Source organism: Bartonella sp. AA78NXGY, from assembly GCF_042197005.1.
In the GTDB taxonomy this organism is placed as follows: Bacteria; Pseudomonadota; Alphaproteobacteria; order Rhizobiales; family Rhizobiaceae; genus Bartonella.
In genome coordinates this window covers 60,485-78,379 of record NZ_JBHIRI010000012.1, presented here as the reverse complement: position 1 = coordinate 78,379, position 17,895 = coordinate 60,485, and the positions used below count along the sequence as shown (strand labels likewise).

Here is a 17,895-nt window from a genome sequence, read left to right as displayed (position 1 = left end):
ACCCTTTGAGAACATCTTTAAAACTCTTTGAGAAAAAATAAATTGGTACAAAACCTAGTGTCAAAATATACAAAACCCGCTGGCAAGCTACAATTAAAGATGGGAGCTGATTTTGAGTGGTGTTTTTGCTTTTAGGAGAGCTAAAAATGGAGCTTTTAAAATCGGATTGTAGGTTTCGAAAAATATTGCTTTTATTAGAGTAAATTATGATATTTTTTAGTGTCATAAAATTAAAAAAATCTCGTTCTTTCGTAATATTCAAAGTGAAGAATTTTATAAGTTTTTATCATTATTTTTTATAGAATTCATCGCATCATACATGTAAAGCCAATTGAGATCTGACATAATGCTCTCTGGTGTACGAATTTTCATCATGAGATTGCGTGCAATTGCTATGGGACCGGTTGCGTGATAGGCTAATCTATTGAAATCTCCGCGTTTTTTTACTGCTGCAATACGCGGGGTGCGTGTTGTTTCGTAAAGCGAAAGTGCTTTCGTTAATGAAAAATCTTTCAATGAAAGTGCTTTTGCTAATGTGGTGGCATCTTCGATTGCCATAGCGGCACCTTGTGCTGCAAAAGGTAAGGCAGCATGTGCGCAATCGCCAACAAATACTTGTCTCTCTAAACCGATAAAACGATTTTGTTTCATTTGAAAAAGTGGCCAATAACTCCATTCATCAATATGATCGAAGATTTGTAAGATTTTTGAATTCCAATCTTTAAAAAGAGATTTGAGTTTTTCTTTATCTCCTTTATGGGCCCATCCTTCTTTTGAACTTTCTCCATGCGTAATGGCGACAAAATTAAAAATTTTTTCTGACGATTGAATGGGGTAGACAACAAGATGATTTTTTGGTCCCATCCAAGCCGTAATTGTCTTCATATTTTGCAATGAAGAACGAAAGTTTTGAGGAAGATTATCAGATGTTGTTGTTGCACGCCAAGCAATAAAGCCACTAAAATTTGCTTTTTCATGAAAAGGAGATTGTTGCCGTAATGTTGACCAAATGCCATCACATCCGATCAAGAGGGGCGTTGAATAAAGCTGTTCTGTTGCCGTATCTGTTTTTATTGTCGTGATTTTAATGTTGGTTGCCGATTGGGTAGAAGATACAATCGTTTCGCCTGCTTTGTATTTGATCAAAGGATTTTCAATCACTGCATTATATAAAATTTTTTGTAAAGCCGCGCGGTGAATCGTCATATAAGGGGCTTTCCAATATTTTTCTGTTAGATTAATAAGATGAGCCCGTAGATGTATTTTTAAAGATAATCCATCTTTTAACTCAAGAAAATATGGGATTGTCGCGACTTCAGTGAGTTTGTTAAGAAGTTTCCAGCGAGCAAGAATAGATGTTGCATTTGGTGTCAGTTGAATACCAGCGCCAATCGTTTCAAGTTGCTTACACTTTTCGATAATGGTGCTTGCAATTCCTTTATGAGCGAGTGCTAAAGCAGTGCTTAAACCAGCAATTCCTCCTCCAACGATGATGGGTGATTGTTCCACAAATGATTTCATATTAAACAAGCAGAATTAAAAGAGGGGTTATTAAGAAAGCCAAAAAACGCAATTATAATAGCTTTTCTGGATGATATAAGCATCCTGTTGGGTTTGTTTGATCGTATGATAGCGAGGGAACATAACGATAAAGGGTTGAGCAGTAAGGGCAAATTTTCTCATCTGCTGCTCCCATATCGATAAAGATATGAGGATGATCGAATGGGTGTGTAGCGCCTACACACATAAATTCTTTCACACCAATTTCGATTGTTTTATATCCAAGGTCATTTTGGAAATGAGGAATATTGTGATCAGCCATGGCATACAAACTCCAGAATAAATTTTCTCATCAGCTATGATTGGGCTCTTCTATTTTATAGGCGTGAGTTTGTAATAAAGCGTATAATAATGCAAGCTGCTTTTTAAGACAAATTTTTACTCTTTTATGCTATATTAGAATAGTTGTCTTACTTTTAGTGCTTTGCGCATAGCAATAATTCCAAGTATTTTTAAATATTAAATGGAAAAATGATGAGGGAAGTTAGGCATTGATATATTATTATGATGATAACATAATCAAATGTTATGTGAGATATTTCGTCAAGGATTTTAGAAAATATAAAAGAAAATTATTTAGGATATATGGAACAGAGGGTGGTAAATAAAATTTCTATATCGAATATAACAATGAAAAATCCGGTACGGTTTATTAATCGAGAGTTTTCATGGCTACAATTTAATAATCGTGTTTTGATGGAAGCGGCTAATTCGAAACATCCTTTATTAGAACGTCTACAATTTCTTTCTATTTCAGCTGCAAATCTTGATGAGTTTTTTATGGTTCGTGTTGCAGGACTAGCAGCTCAAATTCGTGCTCGCGTTACAGCGTGCAGTGCAGATGGGCACACTCCACAGGAACAACTTGATATTGTATTAGCTGAGATTTCAAAGCTGCAGGCTCACCAACTACGAGAATTGAATGTTTTACGTGATGAATTAAAAAAGAATGATATTGAAATTATTTGTTCTGATGATCTTTCAGAAATTGAAAAATCATGGCTTGAAAAATATTTTCTTGAGACAATTTTTCCTGTTTTAAAACCTTTACCTGTTGATTCTACTCATCCTTTTCCGTTTATTCCTAATTTAGGGCTTTCTATTGGGCTTCAATTGTCTGGAGAAACTGATCAGAATTCACACACAGTATTGTTGTCTATTTCAATGCTTTTAAGGCGTTTCGTTCTTCTTCCTCAAGAAGGTAATCATTTTCGTTTTATCGCATCTGAAGATGTTATTTGCCTTTTTATTAAACATGTATTTCCTAACTATGAGGTTAAAGGAATTGGTACATTTAGAATAATCCGAGATAGCGATATTGAAGTAGAAGAAGAAGCTGAGGATCTTGTTCATTTTTTTGAAACTGCTCTAAAAAGGCGGCGCCGTGGGCAGGTTATTCGAGTTGAGTTTGACGCAAAAATGCCAGAGAGTTTACGCCAATTTATAGCGAATAGTCTCGCTGTTCCTGATAATTGTATTAATGTCCTTGACGGATTTTTAGCGCTTAATACGGTATCAGAAATTGTTTCTATTCCCCGCGATGATCTTAAATTTATTCCTTATATTTCTCGTGTTCCAGAATGTATTCGTGAACATCATGGGGATTGTTTTGCGGCTATTCGTGAAAATGATATTGTGATTCATCACCCTTATGAGACATTTGATGTTGTTGTCCAATTTTTACGTCAAGCTGCTTGCGATCCTGATGTTGTAGAAATAAAACAAACACTTTATCGTACATCAAATGATAGTCCAATTGTTGGCGCTTTGATTGAAGCAGCTGAACAGGGAAAGTCTGTGACTGCTTTGGTAGAACTTAAAGCACGTTTTGATGAGGAAGCAAATATTCGTTGGGCCCGGGATCTTGAATGTGCTGGGGTTCAAGTTATTTTTGGTTTTATTGCATTAAAAACGCATGCTAAGATGTCATTAGTTGTGAGACGTGAGGGAAAACGTCTTCGCTCTTATGTTCATCTTGGAACAGGAAATTATCATCCCATTAATGCTAAAACTTATACCGATCTTTCTTTTTTTTCCACGGATGATGATATCGCTCATGATGTTGCGTTATTATTCAATTATATTGCGCAATATGAGCGTCCAAATGAAACAATGAAGATTGCTTTTTCACCCTTAACACTGCGTGGTCGTATCTTAGAGCATATTGAGGGAGAAATTGTTCATGCACAACAGGGAAGGTTTGCTGCTATTTGGATGAAAGTTAATGCATTGGTTGATCCTGAAATTATTGATGCTTTATATCGTGCCAGTCAAGCAGGGGTGCAAATTGATTTGGTTGTGCGGGGGATATGTTGTTTACGTCCTGGTATTCTAGGAATTTCGGATAATATTCGTGTAAAATCAATTGTCGGGCGTTTTCTTGAACATAGTCGCATTTTTTGTTTTGGGAATGGTCAAGATTTGCCTAATGAAAATGCACTCGTTTACTTAGGCTCTGCTGATATGATGCCTCGTAATTTGGACTATCGTATTGAAATATTGGTTCCGGTTTTTAATAAAATAGTGCGTCAAAAAATTCTTTTACAGATTATGTTAGCTAATATCATTGATAATCAACAAAGCTTTGATATACTTAAGGATGGAACATCAAAACGTATTACACCGCAGATAGGTGAAAGTCTATTTAATGCGCAGGAGTATTTTATGGCCAATACAAGTTTTGCGGGGGAAAATGAGTCTTTTGAGTCTTCTGTTTCGCGCTTGGTTGCGTTGCATCGGCAACAAGCCGAAATACATAAAGACTAAAATCCAATGACATATAGAGATGCTCAAGGTCGGTTAAAAGGGCGTAAGCCTGTTGCTGTTATTGACATTGGCTCAAATTCTGTTCGGTTGGTTATTTATGAGGGGCTTGTTCGATCACCAACAGTTTTATTTAATGAAAAGATTCTTTGTGGTCTCGGTCATGGTGTGGCGAAAACAGGATTTTTAGAAGAAAAATCGATGAAAATGGCGTTGCAAACACTGAAACGGTTTCGTACGCTTTGTCGACAGATTGGGGCAGATGAGGTCTATACTTTAGCAACAGCAGCAGCACGAGATGCACAGAATGGCGTAGCATTTATTCAGCATGCTGAAGATATTTTGCAAAATAAAATATATCTTCTTTCAGGAAGTGAAGAAGCTATGTATTCAGCATATGGAGTTGTGTCTACTTTTTATCAACCAAAAGGTATTTCTGGGGATCTTGGTGGTGGAAGTCTTGAGCTGATTGATATTGATCATTCTGATGTTGGTGAAGGGATAACGCTCCCATTGGGTGGTTTAAGGCTACAGTATATGTCAAATAATGATAGTGCTGTAGCTACAAAAATTGTACATGAGCAATTTTATAAATCGTCTGTTGTTCGTACTCGTAAAGGTATAGCACGTTATTTTTATGCAGTAGGGGGGACATGGCGTAATTTGGCAAAACTCCATATGGCAATGAAACACTATCGGCTCCCTGTTATGCATGGCTATGAAGTTGATGCCGTTGAAATGGAGAACTTTTTACGTCTTGTAGCACGTGGCAATATTGATAATATGAGAGGGATTGCAGCGGTTTCTCAGAATCGTCGAAAACTTTTATCTTATGGGGCAATAGTTCTTATTGAACTCATTCAGTGTATGGAGTTTGAAAAGATAATCTTTTCTGGTGCTGGCGTTCGTGAAGGTTTTCTTTATTCACGTTTGCCGCAGGCGATTCGGCTTTCAGATCCTCTCATTGCAGCATGCACAGAAATGGCTATTTTACGGGCACGTTCACCAAAACAAGCAGAAGAACTCATTGATTTTACGACGAATGCTTTTGAAGTTTTTGGAATTTCAGAAACCGAAAATGAATGCCGTTATCGTCAAGCCGCTTGTCTTCTTGCGGATATTGGTTGGCGTATACATCCAGATTATCGAGGCAATGAAGCAGCAAATCAAATAGCTTTAGGATCTTATCCAGGAATTTCTCATGAAGGGCGCCTTTATGCGGCACTTGCTGTTTTTTTTCGCAATACGAGTTTATTGGTTGATAAAGAATCTCTTCCCATTTTTCAATTAGCAACTCAAAATATAATTGAAAAAGCACGTATTCTTGGCGAAACTATGCGTATTGCTCATCTTTTTAGTGCTTCTGTTGCAGGAATTTTACCTCATTTATTGTGGCATAAAAAAGCAGATCATATTATCCTGCAGATCCCAAAGAATTACGCTGGGTTATTAGGAGAACGTCCTCTTGGACGATTACAGAAGTTATCAAAAATAATAAAACAACCTCTCGCTTTTGAAATTTTTTGATTTTTTTCCTAATTTATTCGTGTTTTATGTCTTAATAATAGGGCCATTGACGAGGGATAAACTAGGTAGCCTATCATCATGAGCTGGACAATAGGACTTGTTCCATAACGCCCATGCTAGACACCACGCAAAGCATTTGTAATGCCTGAGCATTCATAAAAGAAAACATAATTTTTTATTCTGTTACTTGCATCACAGGATGGATTTTTCACTTCATAAGCTTCATGTGAAAATGAAAAGTTTTGTCCATTTTTACGTGAAAAGGTTTTCTTTTTATGCTGCGTCGTTATAACGTTTCTGTTTAGCTTGCTCGATTATCTTGATAAGATTACGATTGTAACCAACGCGATAAAAAACAAGTTTTAAAGATTTTGGGAGAGATCCATTGGTTACATGACGCTGGAATGTTGAAATACTCATATGAAACAGTTTTGCACTTTCACGGTCTGTCAAAAGAATATCATTTCAGTCATTATAAAATCCTTTCACTATAAAAAATAGAAATAAATCACAACTATTTATTAACCATGATTTTCGAATCCTTTGAAAGGTGTTTAATTTATAAAAAACAGCGCTTTATCATATAATTTCTTATGTGAAACTTTATGAGTCTTATTGAGATGGAATGAGAGAATCTTACGATATTCGGAGGTCTAATTCAATATAAATAACGCTAGATTATCGTTAGAAATCAATATATTGCTTTTGTTAGGTATTTTAGTTGTTATGCTGGCTCGTTTTTGATTGTTAGATTGCAATCTTGGTAGTTTTTAATACGATATGGTGACGTGAGGCATTATATCTTTGTTTGTTCCTATTTCTAGGCTGCTATTTTTGTAATGAATGCGCTTTTATTATCAGAACTTTTTTTTTCAAAACTTTTAAATAAGGAACTGTCTGTTTTTTTAGATTATTTTTAATGGGATTTCTATTTAATTGACCTGATAAAGATTTAGCTATCATTTTAATAAGAGTTTACTATTTAATTTTTTAACTTTGTCAGAAGTAGGCTTTATTTATCCTGTTTGCGTTGGCCTATAGGGCATACCAATTGATGTAGATAATGAGTAGCGTAATGGATTTTTCAAAATGAAAATGTAAATTAAAGCTGTTTTGTGCTTATTTTTCCATCGTTAAAGTAAAACCCTATCTGGCCCTTTAGCAGTTGTTCGGCTTTTTTACCAAATATTTCATAGCGCCAGCCATTCATAGCGGGAATATTTTTCTTTATTCCTCCATTGGCAATTTTTTCTAAATCATTAGATGTTGCAATAATTTTAGGGGCAATGCTGTTTTCATTTGCAACAATTTTTAATAACACTTTGAGCAGATCGATAACAGCGGCTGTCGTATCATTGAGTGGATTATGTTTAGGAATGGGGGGTAAAGTAGAAAGATCCACCTCTAATCCTTCGTGGACAGCTTTGATTAATGATTGAGCAATTGAGAGTTTATCCCAGTTCTTATTAAGACTGCGCAACCGTTTTAATGCAGATTCATCTTTTGGTTGTTGGGTTGCTATTTCTATAAGACATTCATCTTTTATGATATGACGACGTGGCATATTGTATTTTCGTGCTTCACGTTCCCGCCAAGCTGCTATCTTTTGTAATACAGCAAGTTCACGTGGCTTTTTAATTTTTCCTTTCACTTTTTTCCATGCTTCATCTTCTGGCATATCATAGGTTTTAGGATTTAAAAGGATTGTTATTTCATCATCCATCCAGTGAGCTCGTTGATTTTTCTCTAACCTTTTTTTCAATAACAAGTAAACATCTCTTAAGTAAGTTACATCGGAAAGTGCATAGAGCAGTTGTTTTTCAGACAAAGGGCGGTAACTCCAGTCTGTAAAGCGGGAGGATTTATCAAGATGATGCCCTGTACAGCGTTGTACAATTTGATCATAGGAGATAGAATCACCAAATCCACAAATGGATCCTGCTATTTGCGTATCAAAGAGAGGGGAAGGAATAACACCTCCAAGGTGATAAATTGTTTCAATATCTTGGCGCGCAGCATGAAAAACTTTTACAACTTTTTTATCGACCATAAGATCAAAAAATGGTTGTAAATCAATATCTGGTGCTATGGGATCAATCAAAACTGTAACATCTGGTGATGCAAGCTGTATTAAACACAGTTGAGGCCAAAAAGTTGTTTCGCGGATAAACTCAGTATCGACAGTTACAAAATCAGAGGTACGTAGAGCGTTAAGTGCAATTTCAAGATCTGTTGTTTGTGTAATAAGATTCATCATTTTATTATAATTCGATAAATTAAATTTGTTCTTTGTTGACTTTATTTTTGAGTTTTTATTCTCATATCTTGACAAATGGTTATTAAAAAGCGTTTGTAGCGCATGTGAATATTATAATCAAAGGCAAAAAACATGCATCGTTATCGCAGTCATCATTGTGCGGCTCTCCGTAGATGTGATGTAGGAACACAAGTTCGTCTTTCGGGGTGGGTTCATCGTGTTCGTGATCATGGAGGGATTCTTTTTGTGGATTTACGTGATCATTTTGGAATCACACAAATTGTTGTTGATCCTGCTTCACCAGCTTTTAAAGTGATTGAAAAAGTGCGTTCTGAATGGGTTATTCGTGTGGATGGGGAGGTATGTGCACGTGCTGATGAGGTTATTAATGCAACGCTTCCAACAGGTGAGATTGAAATTTTTGCACAAGAGGTAGAAATTCTTTCAAAATCTGATGAGCTTCCTTTACCGGTTTTTGGTGAGCCTGATTATCCAGAAGATATTCGATTAAAATATCGTTTTCTTGATTTGCGTCGGGAGACTATGCACAAAAATATCATGCGTCGGACTGAAATTATTGCGGCTATGAGACGGGCTATGCAAAATAATGGTTTTACGGAATTTACGACGCCACTTTTGACGTCTTCATCGCCGGAAGGGGCGCGTGATTTTTTAGTTCCAAGTCGTGTTCATCAGGGAAAATTTTATGCGTTACCGCAAGCGCCACAGCAATATAAACAATTGTTGATGATGTCAGGTTTTGATCGTTATTTTCAGATTGCTCCATGTTTTAGAGATGAAGATCCAAGGGCCGACCGTCTTCCTGGTGAATTTTATCAATTAGATGTTGAAATGAGTTTTGTTGAGCAAGAAGATGTTTTAGCAACTATGGAACCTATTATGCGTTCTATTTTTGAAGAATTTGCGGATGGAAAAACTGTGACACAAAGCTTTCCTCGCATTTCTTATGATGAAGCAATGCGAAAATATGGTTCTGATAAACCTGACTTGCGTAATCCGATCATTATGGAAGATGTTTCTCAGCATTTTTATAATTCTGGTTTCAAAGTCTTTGCTCAAATTTTAGCGAATGATGAGAATGCACAAGTGTGGGCTATTCCAGCTAAAACGGGTGGAAGTCGTGCTTTTTGTGATCGTATGAATGTATGGGCACAAGGCGAGGGGCAACCAGGGCTCGGCTATATTTTCTGGCGTGAAGAAGAAGGAAAATTTGAAGGAGCAGGGCCTATCGCCAAAAATATTGGTGAACAGAGGACTGAAGCAATCCGTATACAGCTTGGGCTTGAAAGTGGAGATGCCTGTTTTTTTGTAGCTGGCGATCCAAAAAAGTTTTCATCTTTTGCCGGAGCAGCACGCATAAGGGTAGGGGAAGAATTAGATCTTCTCGATAGAGATAGTTTCTCTTTGGCGTGGATTGTTGATTTTCCATTTTTTGAATGGAATGAAGATGAAAAAAAGATTGATTTTGGACATAATCCTTTTTCCATGCCTCAAGGGGGAGAAAATGCCCTTGCCTGTCAAGATCCTCTTACTATTAAAGCTTTTCAATATGATCTTGTTTGCAATGGTTATGAAATTGCATCAGGTGGAATTCGTAATCACTTACCAGAAATGATGCTTAAAGTTTTTGAACTTGTAGGACTTTCTAAGGAAGTTGTGAAAGATCGTTTCGGTGGTCTTTATCGTGCATTCCATTATGGGGCTCCACCACATGGTGGTATGGCTGCAGGAATTGACCGCATCATTATGCTGTTGCAAGGTGTTAAAAATTTGCGTGAAGTTGCTTTATTCCCTATGAACCAACAGGCGCTTGATCTTTTAATGAGCGCTCCGTCTGATGTTTCTCCTACACAATTACGTGATTTAGGAATCCGTATGGCTCCTACTCACAAAAATAGCTCATAAAGTTGATAATGGATTGTTTTCATCTTTTCTACGTAGAGTGAAGTTTTGATGCCTTTCAAGAGTCAACGATGTGTGCGTGTACTGTTTGTGAAATTTAGATAGGCAAAACGCTATTGTGTTGATTCTTTACGAGGCATTTTTATTCCTTGTTTCTATAGTGGCTCTTCCACTTGTGATAGGTGAGAAAATGATTATGACTGCTTGATCATGAATAAATTAGAAATGAAAGAACTCTATAATATTTGGGAGTCTCATTTTAGTTGAAAAAAATGAATTATCTTTATGTGTCAATATATTATTTATTTTTTATTGAAGTTTTTACAACGTTGTAGCAGAGAATTGTGTCTCTTCGTTTTTATGAGAATAATGTGGTTTTCCATTCTATGGACTTACTCTGAAAAGTTTATATTTCATAAGCTTTGAACATTTTTTTGGTTTTTCGTAGAAAAACTGAATGGGGTTGTTATACAATTTATCTTTATAATAAAAGATGATGTTTGAAAGGTGCTTTTGTCATTTCAGAAAAGATGAAATAACTCTTTGTGGGCAGTTAAATTATCGTCGAATTTGACAAAGCTTTCAATAAATTACTTAGGACAAGGGGGGAAGGACATGTATAAATTTTTCAAATTGATATAATTTTCTGTTCATGTTCTAATTGCAGCGTTTGTTTTTATGTAATTGACTTTTAATAAAAAAGTCGACTCATAGAAGATTTAATTAAATAAATCCTATAAAATAATTTCTTATTATTGTGGGAATTGTTGTTTTAATCTATGTCTGATAAAATGAATTTACCTTTTGATAAAGAACATATTGAACCAATAGAATTACGTTCTGCTTTACAGGAACGTTATTTGGCTTATGCACTTTCTACGATTACACACCGTGCATTGCCTGATGTACGTGATGGATTGAAGCCGGTCCACCGGCGGATTGTTCATGCGATGCGTCTTCTCAAACTAAATCCTGGACAGTCTTATGCGAAATGTGCGCGGATTGTTGGTGATGTCATGGGAAAATTTCATCCTCATGGGGATGCGTCTATTTATGATGCCTTGGTGCGCTTGGCTCAAAGTTTTGCTGTTCGTTATCCGTTGGTTGATGGGCAAGGCAATTTTGGTAATATTGATGGTGATAATGCTGCTGCCATGCGTTATACGGAAGCACGTATGACTGAAGTGGCTGCATTGTTACTTGAAGGAATTAATGAGAATGCTATTGATTTTCGTTTAACCTATAATGAGGAAGATGAAGAGCCGGTTGTTTTACCAGGAGCTTTCCCTAATCTTTTAGCAAATGGTTCTTCTGGTATTGCTGTTGGTATGGCAACATCTATTCCACCCCATAATGTTGCTGAGCTTTGTGATGCAGCGCTCCATTTGATTGCGCATCCCGATGTAAATGATGAGGAATTAAATCAATTCGTTCTTGGTCCTGATTTTCCGACGGGGGGAATTTTAGTTGAACCTAAAAAAAGTATTGAGGAATCCTATCGTGTTGGGCGTGGATTCTTTCGCTTGCGTTCACGTTGGCATCAGGAACCTGGTAGCCGTGGTTCTTATGTGATTGTTGTGACTGAAATTCCCTATCAGATTCAAAAGTCACGTCTTATTGAAAAAACAGCAGAGTTATTGCTTGCACGCCGATTGCCAATGCTTGAGGATATCCAAGATGAATCAGCAGAAGATATCAGAATCGTGCTTGTTCCTAAAAATCGGTCGGTTGATCCGGAGCTCCTTATGGAGTCTCTTTTTAAATTGACTGACTTTGAAGTAAGATTTCCCCTTAATCTGAATGTTTTGTCTTTGGGAAAAATACCCAATGTTCTTTCTTTGCGAGAAAGTTTGCAGCAATGGCTTGAACATCGTCAAGAAGTGCTTATTCGTCGCTCTTATTATCGGCTTGATCAAATTGATAGCCGATTGGAAATTCTTCATGGATATCTTATTGCCTATTTAAATCTCGATGAGGTCATTCAGATTATTCGTGAAGAGGATGAACCGAAAAAGAAGCTGATTAATCGGTTTGAATTAACAGAAAATCAAGCTGAAGCTATTCTTAATATGCGCTTGCGTTCTTTGCGTAAACTTGAGGAATTTGAAATTCGTAAAGAATTTGAAAGTTTGAAAGCTGAAAAAGAAAAACTACAGAATTTATTAGCTTCTCCTATAAAACAGTGGAAAATAATTTCAGAAGAAATCAAAAAAGTTCGAAACACTTTTGGTCCTGAAACACTTTTGGGGAAAAGACGTACGACGTTTGAAGAGGCACCAAGACATGATCTTGATGATATTCAACAAGCAATGATCGAAAAAGAACCGATTACTATTGTTATTTCTGAAAAGGGGTGGATGCGTGCTTTGAAGGGACACTTGAACGATTATAAAGCACTTTCTTTTAAAGAAGGAGACAGTTTAAAGTTAGCCTTTCCAGCATTTACGACCGACAAGATTGTGCTGATCAGTACGGGGGGGAAGTTTTTTGCTATTGGTGCAAATAATTTACCTGGAGGGCGGGGACATGGTGAACCTATTCGTCTCTTAGTTGATATGGATGATGAGCACGATGTTCTCACAGCGTTTGTGCATCACGCCGAGGAAAAATTGCTCTTGGTTTCATCTCACGGTAATGGTTTTATTGTTTCTTCTGCAGAAGTGATCGCCAATACACGAAAAGGAAAGCAAGTGATGAATGTGAAAGCTCCTGATAAGGTAAAGCTTTGTGTTCCGGTAAATGGTGATCATGTTGCTGTAGTCGGTGAAAACCGTAAAATGCTTATTTTTTCTATTGAACAAATACCAGAAATGAATCGCGGTAAAGGTGTTCGTTTACAGCGTTATAAAGAAGGTGGTGTTGTTGATGCCAAGACTTTTAATTTATCAGAAGGCTTAAGTTGGCAAGATACAGCTGAACGAATCTTTAACCGTCAAGCTGATGATCTCATTGAATGGATGGGAATGCGTGCGGGCGTCGGGCGTTTGGTTCCAAGAGGATTTCCAAAATCAGGAAAATTTATCAATTAAATGTATTTTATAAATGGGAAAGTTCCCTATGGTTTTATGATTGTGTAAGATATTAATTTATAAAGATAATTTATTATTTTTTATATTGAACGAAAGACCTAAAGCGTAAGTTTTTCTCTTATTTCGATCTTGTTTAGGTTAAACCAATCAAAACTGTTTGTTTGCCTGTCATGAGATGAGAGACTAGCCCGTCTTCATAAAAACTATTGAAGAAAAGAATCAAAATATTTTTTAATAAACCGTTTCACAGACAAGAGTTGTTGCAACAATAGGTATGTTTGTTTTTTTACATTATACCATTTATGGGTGCTGTCGTGAAATGATTTGATATTTCGAGAGCTGTACCTTTAAACAAACAATGTGAATGTTTAACACAAGAGTGTTCTATTTGGAGATGTTTTATTTTGTCTGATAGGTTTATTTTCTTATTGTTCAAGAGAGATGTTATTAATCTTTCGTAGTAATATTTATTCGTTAGGATTACTATGATATTGCCTAAAAAGATGACCACGTTCAGCCCATAAGACGAGAAGTATGGCAGTGAGACTCAGAAAGAAAAATCCTGCTGAGTTTGGGATGGTTGTTTCATCAAATTGTTGGGCAATAAAAAAGCTAAGTCCTGCACCGATAGATGTTTGAAGAAAGCCGGATACAGAAGAAGCTGTTCCAGCTATTTCTCCTACAGGTTCAAGAGCGAGTGTATTGAAATTGGCCATAATACCACCGCAGGTAAACATTAATATACAATATAACGTCATATAAAAAGGAAAAGGGATAACACCACCTGCTAAGATGGACCCAATAAACCAAATGCATGAAGTGGCACAAAAGAGCAAAAGCATAGTATGAGCAATACGCCGCATTCCAAGGCGTCCAACGAGTTGAGAGTTAAAGAATGATGATAGAGCTTGAAATGCAGCACCAACTGCAAAAGCAATAGGGAACCAAAGTCCTAGATTATAGATCCCTTCATATGTTTGTTGTGATGTATTAACGGCGGTAAAGATACAGCCTAAAATAATGGAAGTTGCAAGTGTATAGCAAAGTGTTGTGCGATTGGTTATTACAATCCATAAGTTGTGTTTAACTGAAGAAAAGGAAAGAGAGCGTTGCGCATAAAGAGTTTCAGGCAAGCGCAGTTGAATCCAAATCATCAGTCCTAAACCAATCATTGCCATGAAAATAAAAATATATTGCCAATGTCCAAGAAGTAAAATGATCTGTCCTGTTGCGGGACCAACCATTGGTGCAACAAGAAAAACCATCATAACAATAGACATAACTTCTGCCATTTTTCGACCACTGTAAAGATCACGTACGACGGAAACTGTAAGAACTCGCATAGCAGCCCCTCCAATTCCTTGCAAGATACGTAAAATAAGTAAGAGAGAAAAATCAGTTACAAAGGCACAGCCAATCGCCGTAAATGAATAAAAAGCAAGCCCGAGAAGAATAAGTTTACGTCGTCCATACCGATCGCTTATTGGACCGAAAAATATTTGAGCAATACCATAGCTAATAAGATAACTCGAAATGATATAATGTTGATCATTTTCATTGAGAACATTTAAGCCGTCTAAAATATCGGGCATAGCTGGCAGCATAATATCAACAGCTATAGCGTTAATAGCCATGAGCGAAGCAATAAGAATAACAAATTCTTTATAGCCAATTTTGTTTCTAATCGCATCTCTATGCGTTTGTTCATCGACTGAATATGACATATGGCATCCTTGAAATAAAAATTTCGTCTGAAAACAGCTCTTTTTAAGAGTCTGAATAAAATGAAAGATACCTATGATTGATTACATGGAATATTTTTTTCTTTCAAAAGTTCCTGTAACTCATTGTTTTGAAACATCTCTTTAACAATATCACAGCCTCCGATAAATTCACCTTTGATATAAAGCTGTGGAATTGTTGGCCAATTTGAGTAATCTTTAATCCCTTGACGCAATTCGTTAGAAGTTAAGATATTAATCCCTTTATAATTCAATCCTAAATAATCAAGAATTTGAACAACTTGTCCTGAAAACCCGCATTGCGGAGCGTCAGGTGTTCCTTTCATGAATAAAATGACGTCGTTTGTTTTAATTTCGTTGTCAATAAAATCATGAACAGTGGTCATTTTTATCCCTCGATATTTCAGATTTTTATCAGTGTGTAATTTATATTCATACTGCTTTTAATCGTATTAAATGTGTGAATGCAAGAAGAAATTTTAGATTATTTTGGGACATTTGTTTGCAATATTAAGGCGTGAAGGTCATTTCCCATATTGCCTTTAAGGGCATCATAGACCATTTTATGTTGTTGAACACGGGTTTTACCACGAAAACTTTCAGAAATAACTTCTGCAGCATAATGTTCCCCATCTCCAGCAAGATCACGAATTCTTACAGTAGCATCAGGAATGCCTTCACGAATAAGCGTTTCAATTGCATGGGCACTCATTGCCATCATTATTCTCCTATGTTGTTCATTTTTTATAAAGGCTGTTTAAGAGAAAAAACAATTTTTATTCTTCACCCATAAATTGTGGAAACCAGTTTTCATAGGCTTTTGTGAGTTTGTCTACTGAAAGTGTTAATATCCCATCTATATTAAGAGAAGTACCCTCGACTTGACCTAGCTCTGTTAAAGAAACTGTATTGATTTGTGCACGCTCTTTAAGACTATTAAGAGAGTGAGGTTTGACGGCTAAAAGATAACGTCCTTGGTCTTCTCCAAAAAGTTCTGCATGATGGGGTGATTTATTGCTTAATTTTACTTTGATTCCTTTACCTGCTTTAATGACCATTTCAGCAAGTGCTATCGCTAATCCTCCGTCAGAAAGGTCATGGGCGGCGTGAATAAAACCACGATGTATGACATCTCGAACAAATTGACCATGCTTTTTTTCAAGTTGTAAATCTACAGGGGGGGGGGGGCCTGCATCAATATTTAAAATGTTACGTGCATAGATTGATTGTCCTAAATGGGAGCCGCAATTTCCTACTAAAACAAGAATATCTCCATTTTGCATACCACTTATTGTTACCATTTTAGACCAATCATTAAGAAGGCCTACCCCAGCAATTGTGGGGGTTGGAAGAATGGCTTCCCCATTTGTTTCGTTGTAAAGAGAAACATTGCCTGAAACGATAGGAAAATCAAGGATTCTACAAGCTTCTCCTATACCTTTAATAGCAAAAACCAGCTGTCCCATAATTTCAGGTTTTTCAGGGTTACCAAAATTGAGATTATCTGTAGCAGCCAGTGGTGTTGCACCTGTCGTACTAATGTTTCGCCAGCATTCTGCGACAGCTTGTTTCCCCCCTTCATAAGGGTCTGCTTCACAATAGCGAGGTGTTACATCAGAAGAAAAAGCAAGAGCACGTTTGCTGTTGTTTCCTACACGGATAACGCCTGCATCACCTCCTGGACAAACAAGGCTATTTCCTTGGATAAGGGTATCATATTGTTCATAAACCCATCGCCGAGAACTTTGATCAGCAGAATTCAATAAGCTCAGAAGCGCATCACCAAGATTTTCAACTTTTTTGACGTCTTCTGCTTTCAAGGGTGTTTTTTTTGCCGGCTCACTCCAAGGACGATCATAAACAGGCGCTTCATCACCAAGCTCTTTGATGGGAAGATTGACAACTTCTTCCCCTTGATGAAATACACGAAAACGTAAATCATCGGTTGTTTTTCCAATGATAGAAAAATGTAGTCCCCACTTATGAAAAATTGCTTCTGCTTGCTTTTCTAGTTCTGGTTTAAGGACCATGAGCATACGCTCTTGACTTTCAGAAAGCATCATTTCATAGGCTGTCATGTTTTCTTCTCGAACAGGAACTGTATCAAGATTAAGCTGTATCCCCAGATTTCCTTTTGCTCCCATTTCAACGGCAGAAGAGGTGAGTCCTGCTGCCCCCATATCTTGAATAGCAACCACGGCTCCAAGTTCCATGAGCTCTAAACATGCTTCAAGGAGACATTTTTCTGTAAAAGGATCACCGACTTGAACAGTTGGGCGTTTTTCACTGATTGAAGAATCAAATTCAGCAGAAGCCATTGTTGCTCCACCGACACCATCACGTCCTGTTTTTGCACCCAGATAAACAACAGGGAGTCCAATACCTTGTGCTTTAGAATAAAAAAGGGCGTCTGTCTTTGCAATACCGGCGACAAAAGCGTTAACAAGGATATTGCCATTATAACGCTCATCAAAATTGACTTCTCCACCAACCGTTGGAACACCAAAAGAATTGCTGTAACCACCTATTCCAGAAACAACACCAGAAACAAGATGGCGTGTTCGTGGGTGGTCAGGAGCACCAAATCGCAATGCATTCATAGCAGCAACAGGACGGGCTCCCATTGTAAAGACATCACGTAAAATACCACCAACACCTGTCGCTGCACCTTGATAAGGTTCAATATAAGAAGGGTGGTTATGGCTTTCCATTTTGAAAACAACACATTGTCCTTCGCCAATATCGACAACACCAGCATTTTCACCAGGTCCTTGGATGACACATTTTCCTTCTGTCGGAAGAGTTTTTAGCCATTTTTTAGATGATTTATAGGAACAATGTTCGTTCCACATTGCAGAAAAAATTCCTAGTTCAGTAAATGTTGGTTCTCTACCAATTAACGTTAGGATACGTTGATATTCATCTTCTTTTAGCCCGTGTTGTGCAATGAGTTCTGATGTAATAGTGATGTTATTGCAAGGCTTCATGAGTATTTATCCGTCAAATTAATCGAAATTTAGTATTTTTATTTTTTAAACCTAGCAGCTTATATTATAAACAATAATGTTGTTTAATAATAAAAATATTTATAGAC

At 36.9% G+C, this 17,895-nt stretch carries 12 protein-coding genes and 1 pseudogene; 4 read left to right on the top strand and 9 right to left on the bottom strand.

Going from position 1 to position 17,895, the window contains the following annotated elements:
* From ACFINL_RS07595 to ACFINL_RS07585, 3 genes are all read right to left on the bottom strand, one after another.
* A partial coding sequence (locus ACFINL_RS07595) for a hypothetical protein (RefSeq protein WP_375651281.1) occupies positions 1-226 on the bottom strand: 226 nt, incomplete at its 3' end.
* Between the two features lie 47 nt (positions 227-273).
* Positions 274-1,521 carry an FAD-binding protein gene (locus tag ACFINL_RS07590; RefSeq protein ID WP_375651279.1) on the bottom strand — a complete coding sequence of 416 codons (1,248 nt, stop codon included), beginning with the start codon at positions 1,519-1,521 and terminating at the stop codon, positions 274-276.
* A gap of 52 nt (positions 1,522-1,573) precedes the next feature.
* Entirely contained in the window at positions 1,574-1,822 is a 249-nt protein-coding gene (locus tag ACFINL_RS07585) for a zinc-finger domain-containing protein (protein WP_375611536.1), read from the bottom strand.
* Positions 1,823-2,145: 323 nt separating this feature from the next.
* On the opposite strand from ACFINL_RS07585, the gene ACFINL_RS07580 reads away from it, so the two are divergent.
* Complete coding sequence (locus ACFINL_RS07580; RefSeq protein WP_375611537.1) at positions 2,146-4,326, top strand: RNA degradosome polyphosphate kinase; 2,181 nt, start codon at positions 2,146-2,148, stop codon at positions 4,324-4,326.
* Positions 4,327-4,332: 6 nt separating this feature from the next.
* Complete coding sequence (gene ppx / locus ACFINL_RS07575; protein WP_375638213.1) at positions 4,333-5,850, top strand: exopolyphosphatase; 1,518 nt, start codon at positions 4,333-4,335, stop codon at positions 5,848-5,850.
* Between the two features lie 273 nt (positions 5,851-6,123).
* Here the strand turns inward: ppx and ACFINL_RS07570 are convergent.
* A pseudogene (locus tag ACFINL_RS07570) lies at positions 6,124-6,309 on the bottom strand (helix-turn-helix transcriptional regulator).
* A 643-nt stretch (positions 6,310-6,952) separates the two neighbouring features.
* Complete coding sequence (gene rnd, locus ACFINL_RS07565) at positions 6,953-8,107, bottom strand: ribonuclease D (RefSeq protein ID WP_375611539.1); 1,155 nt, start codon at positions 8,105-8,107, stop codon at positions 6,953-6,955.
* A gap of 132 nt (positions 8,108-8,239) precedes the next feature.
* Here rnd and aspS point away from each other — a divergent pair, with 132 nt between their 5' ends.
* On the top strand, positions 8,240-10,033 hold the full coding sequence (aspS, locus tag ACFINL_RS07560) for an aspartate--tRNA ligase (RefSeq protein WP_375651277.1): 1,794 nt from the start codon (positions 8,240-8,242) through the stop codon (positions 10,031-10,033).
* Positions 10,034-10,809: 776 nt separating this feature from the next.
* A complete protein-coding gene (gene parC / locus ACFINL_RS07555) occupies positions 10,810-13,059 on the top strand; it encodes a DNA topoisomerase IV subunit A (RefSeq protein WP_375651275.1) in 2,250 nt (749 codons plus the stop codon).
* Between the two features lie 467 nt (positions 13,060-13,526).
* Here parC and ACFINL_RS07550 read toward each other — a convergent pair whose 3' ends face one another.
* The 4 genes from ACFINL_RS07550 to purL form a co-directional block, all read right to left on the bottom strand.
* The gene (locus ACFINL_RS07550) at positions 13,527-14,783 is read right to left on the bottom strand and encodes a multidrug effflux MFS transporter (protein ID WP_375611542.1); all 1,257 of its coding nucleotides are present in this window, start codon (positions 14,781-14,783) and stop codon (positions 13,527-13,529) included.
* Between the two features lie 71 nt (positions 14,784-14,854).
* Complete coding sequence (gene grxD, locus ACFINL_RS07545; RefSeq protein ID WP_375606638.1) at positions 14,855-15,187, bottom strand: Grx4 family monothiol glutaredoxin; 333 nt, start codon at positions 15,185-15,187, stop codon at positions 14,855-14,857.
* Positions 15,188-15,285: 98 nt separating this feature from the next.
* Complete coding sequence (locus tag ACFINL_RS07540) at positions 15,286-15,519, bottom strand: BolA/IbaG family iron-sulfur metabolism protein (RefSeq protein WP_375651285.1); 234 nt, start codon at positions 15,517-15,519, stop codon at positions 15,286-15,288.
* Between the two features lie 58 nt (positions 15,520-15,577).
* Positions 15,578-17,788 carry a phosphoribosylformylglycinamidine synthase subunit PurL gene (gene purL / locus ACFINL_RS07535; RefSeq protein ID WP_375611544.1) on the bottom strand — a complete coding sequence of 737 codons (2,211 nt, stop codon included), beginning with the start codon at positions 17,786-17,788 and terminating at the stop codon, positions 15,578-15,580.
* Positions 17,789-17,895: the final 107 nt, after the last annotated feature.

Coding starts and splice junctions, on each gene's coding strand:
- ACFINL_RS07590 (WP_375651279.1), bottom strand. CDS start 1,521: ATGAAATCATTTGTGGAACAATCACCCATCATCGTTGGAGGAGGAATT.
- ACFINL_RS07585 (WP_375611536.1), bottom strand. CDS start 1,822: ATGGCTGATCACAATATTCCTCATTTCCAAAATGACCTTGGATATAAA.
- ACFINL_RS07580 (WP_375611537.1), top strand. CDS start 2,146: ATGGAACAGAGGGTGGTAAATAAAATTTCTATATCGAATATAACAATG.
- ppx (WP_375638213.1), top strand. CDS start 4,333: ATGACATATAGAGATGCTCAAGGTCGGTTAAAAGGGCGTAAGCCTGTT.
- rnd (WP_375611539.1), bottom strand. CDS start 8,107: ATGATGAATCTTATTACACAAACAACAGATCTTGAAATTGCACTTAAC.
- aspS (WP_375651277.1), top strand. CDS start 8,240: ATGCATCGTTATCGCAGTCATCATTGTGCGGCTCTCCGTAGATGTGAT.
- parC (WP_375651275.1), top strand. CDS start 10,810: ATGTCTGATAAAATGAATTTACCTTTTGATAAAGAACATATTGAACCA.
- ACFINL_RS07550 (WP_375611542.1), bottom strand. CDS start 14,783: ATGTCATATTCAGTCGATGAACAAACGCATAGAGATGCGATTAGAAAC.
- grxD (WP_375606638.1), bottom strand. CDS start 15,187: ATGACCACTGTTCATGATTTTATTGACAACGAAATTAAAACAAACGAC.
- ACFINL_RS07540 (WP_375651285.1), bottom strand. CDS start 15,519: ATGGCAATGAGTGCCCATGCAATTGAAACGCTTATTCGTGAAGGCATT.
- purL (WP_375611544.1), bottom strand. CDS start 17,788: ATGAAGCCTTGCAATAACATCACTATTACATCAGAACTCATTGCACAA.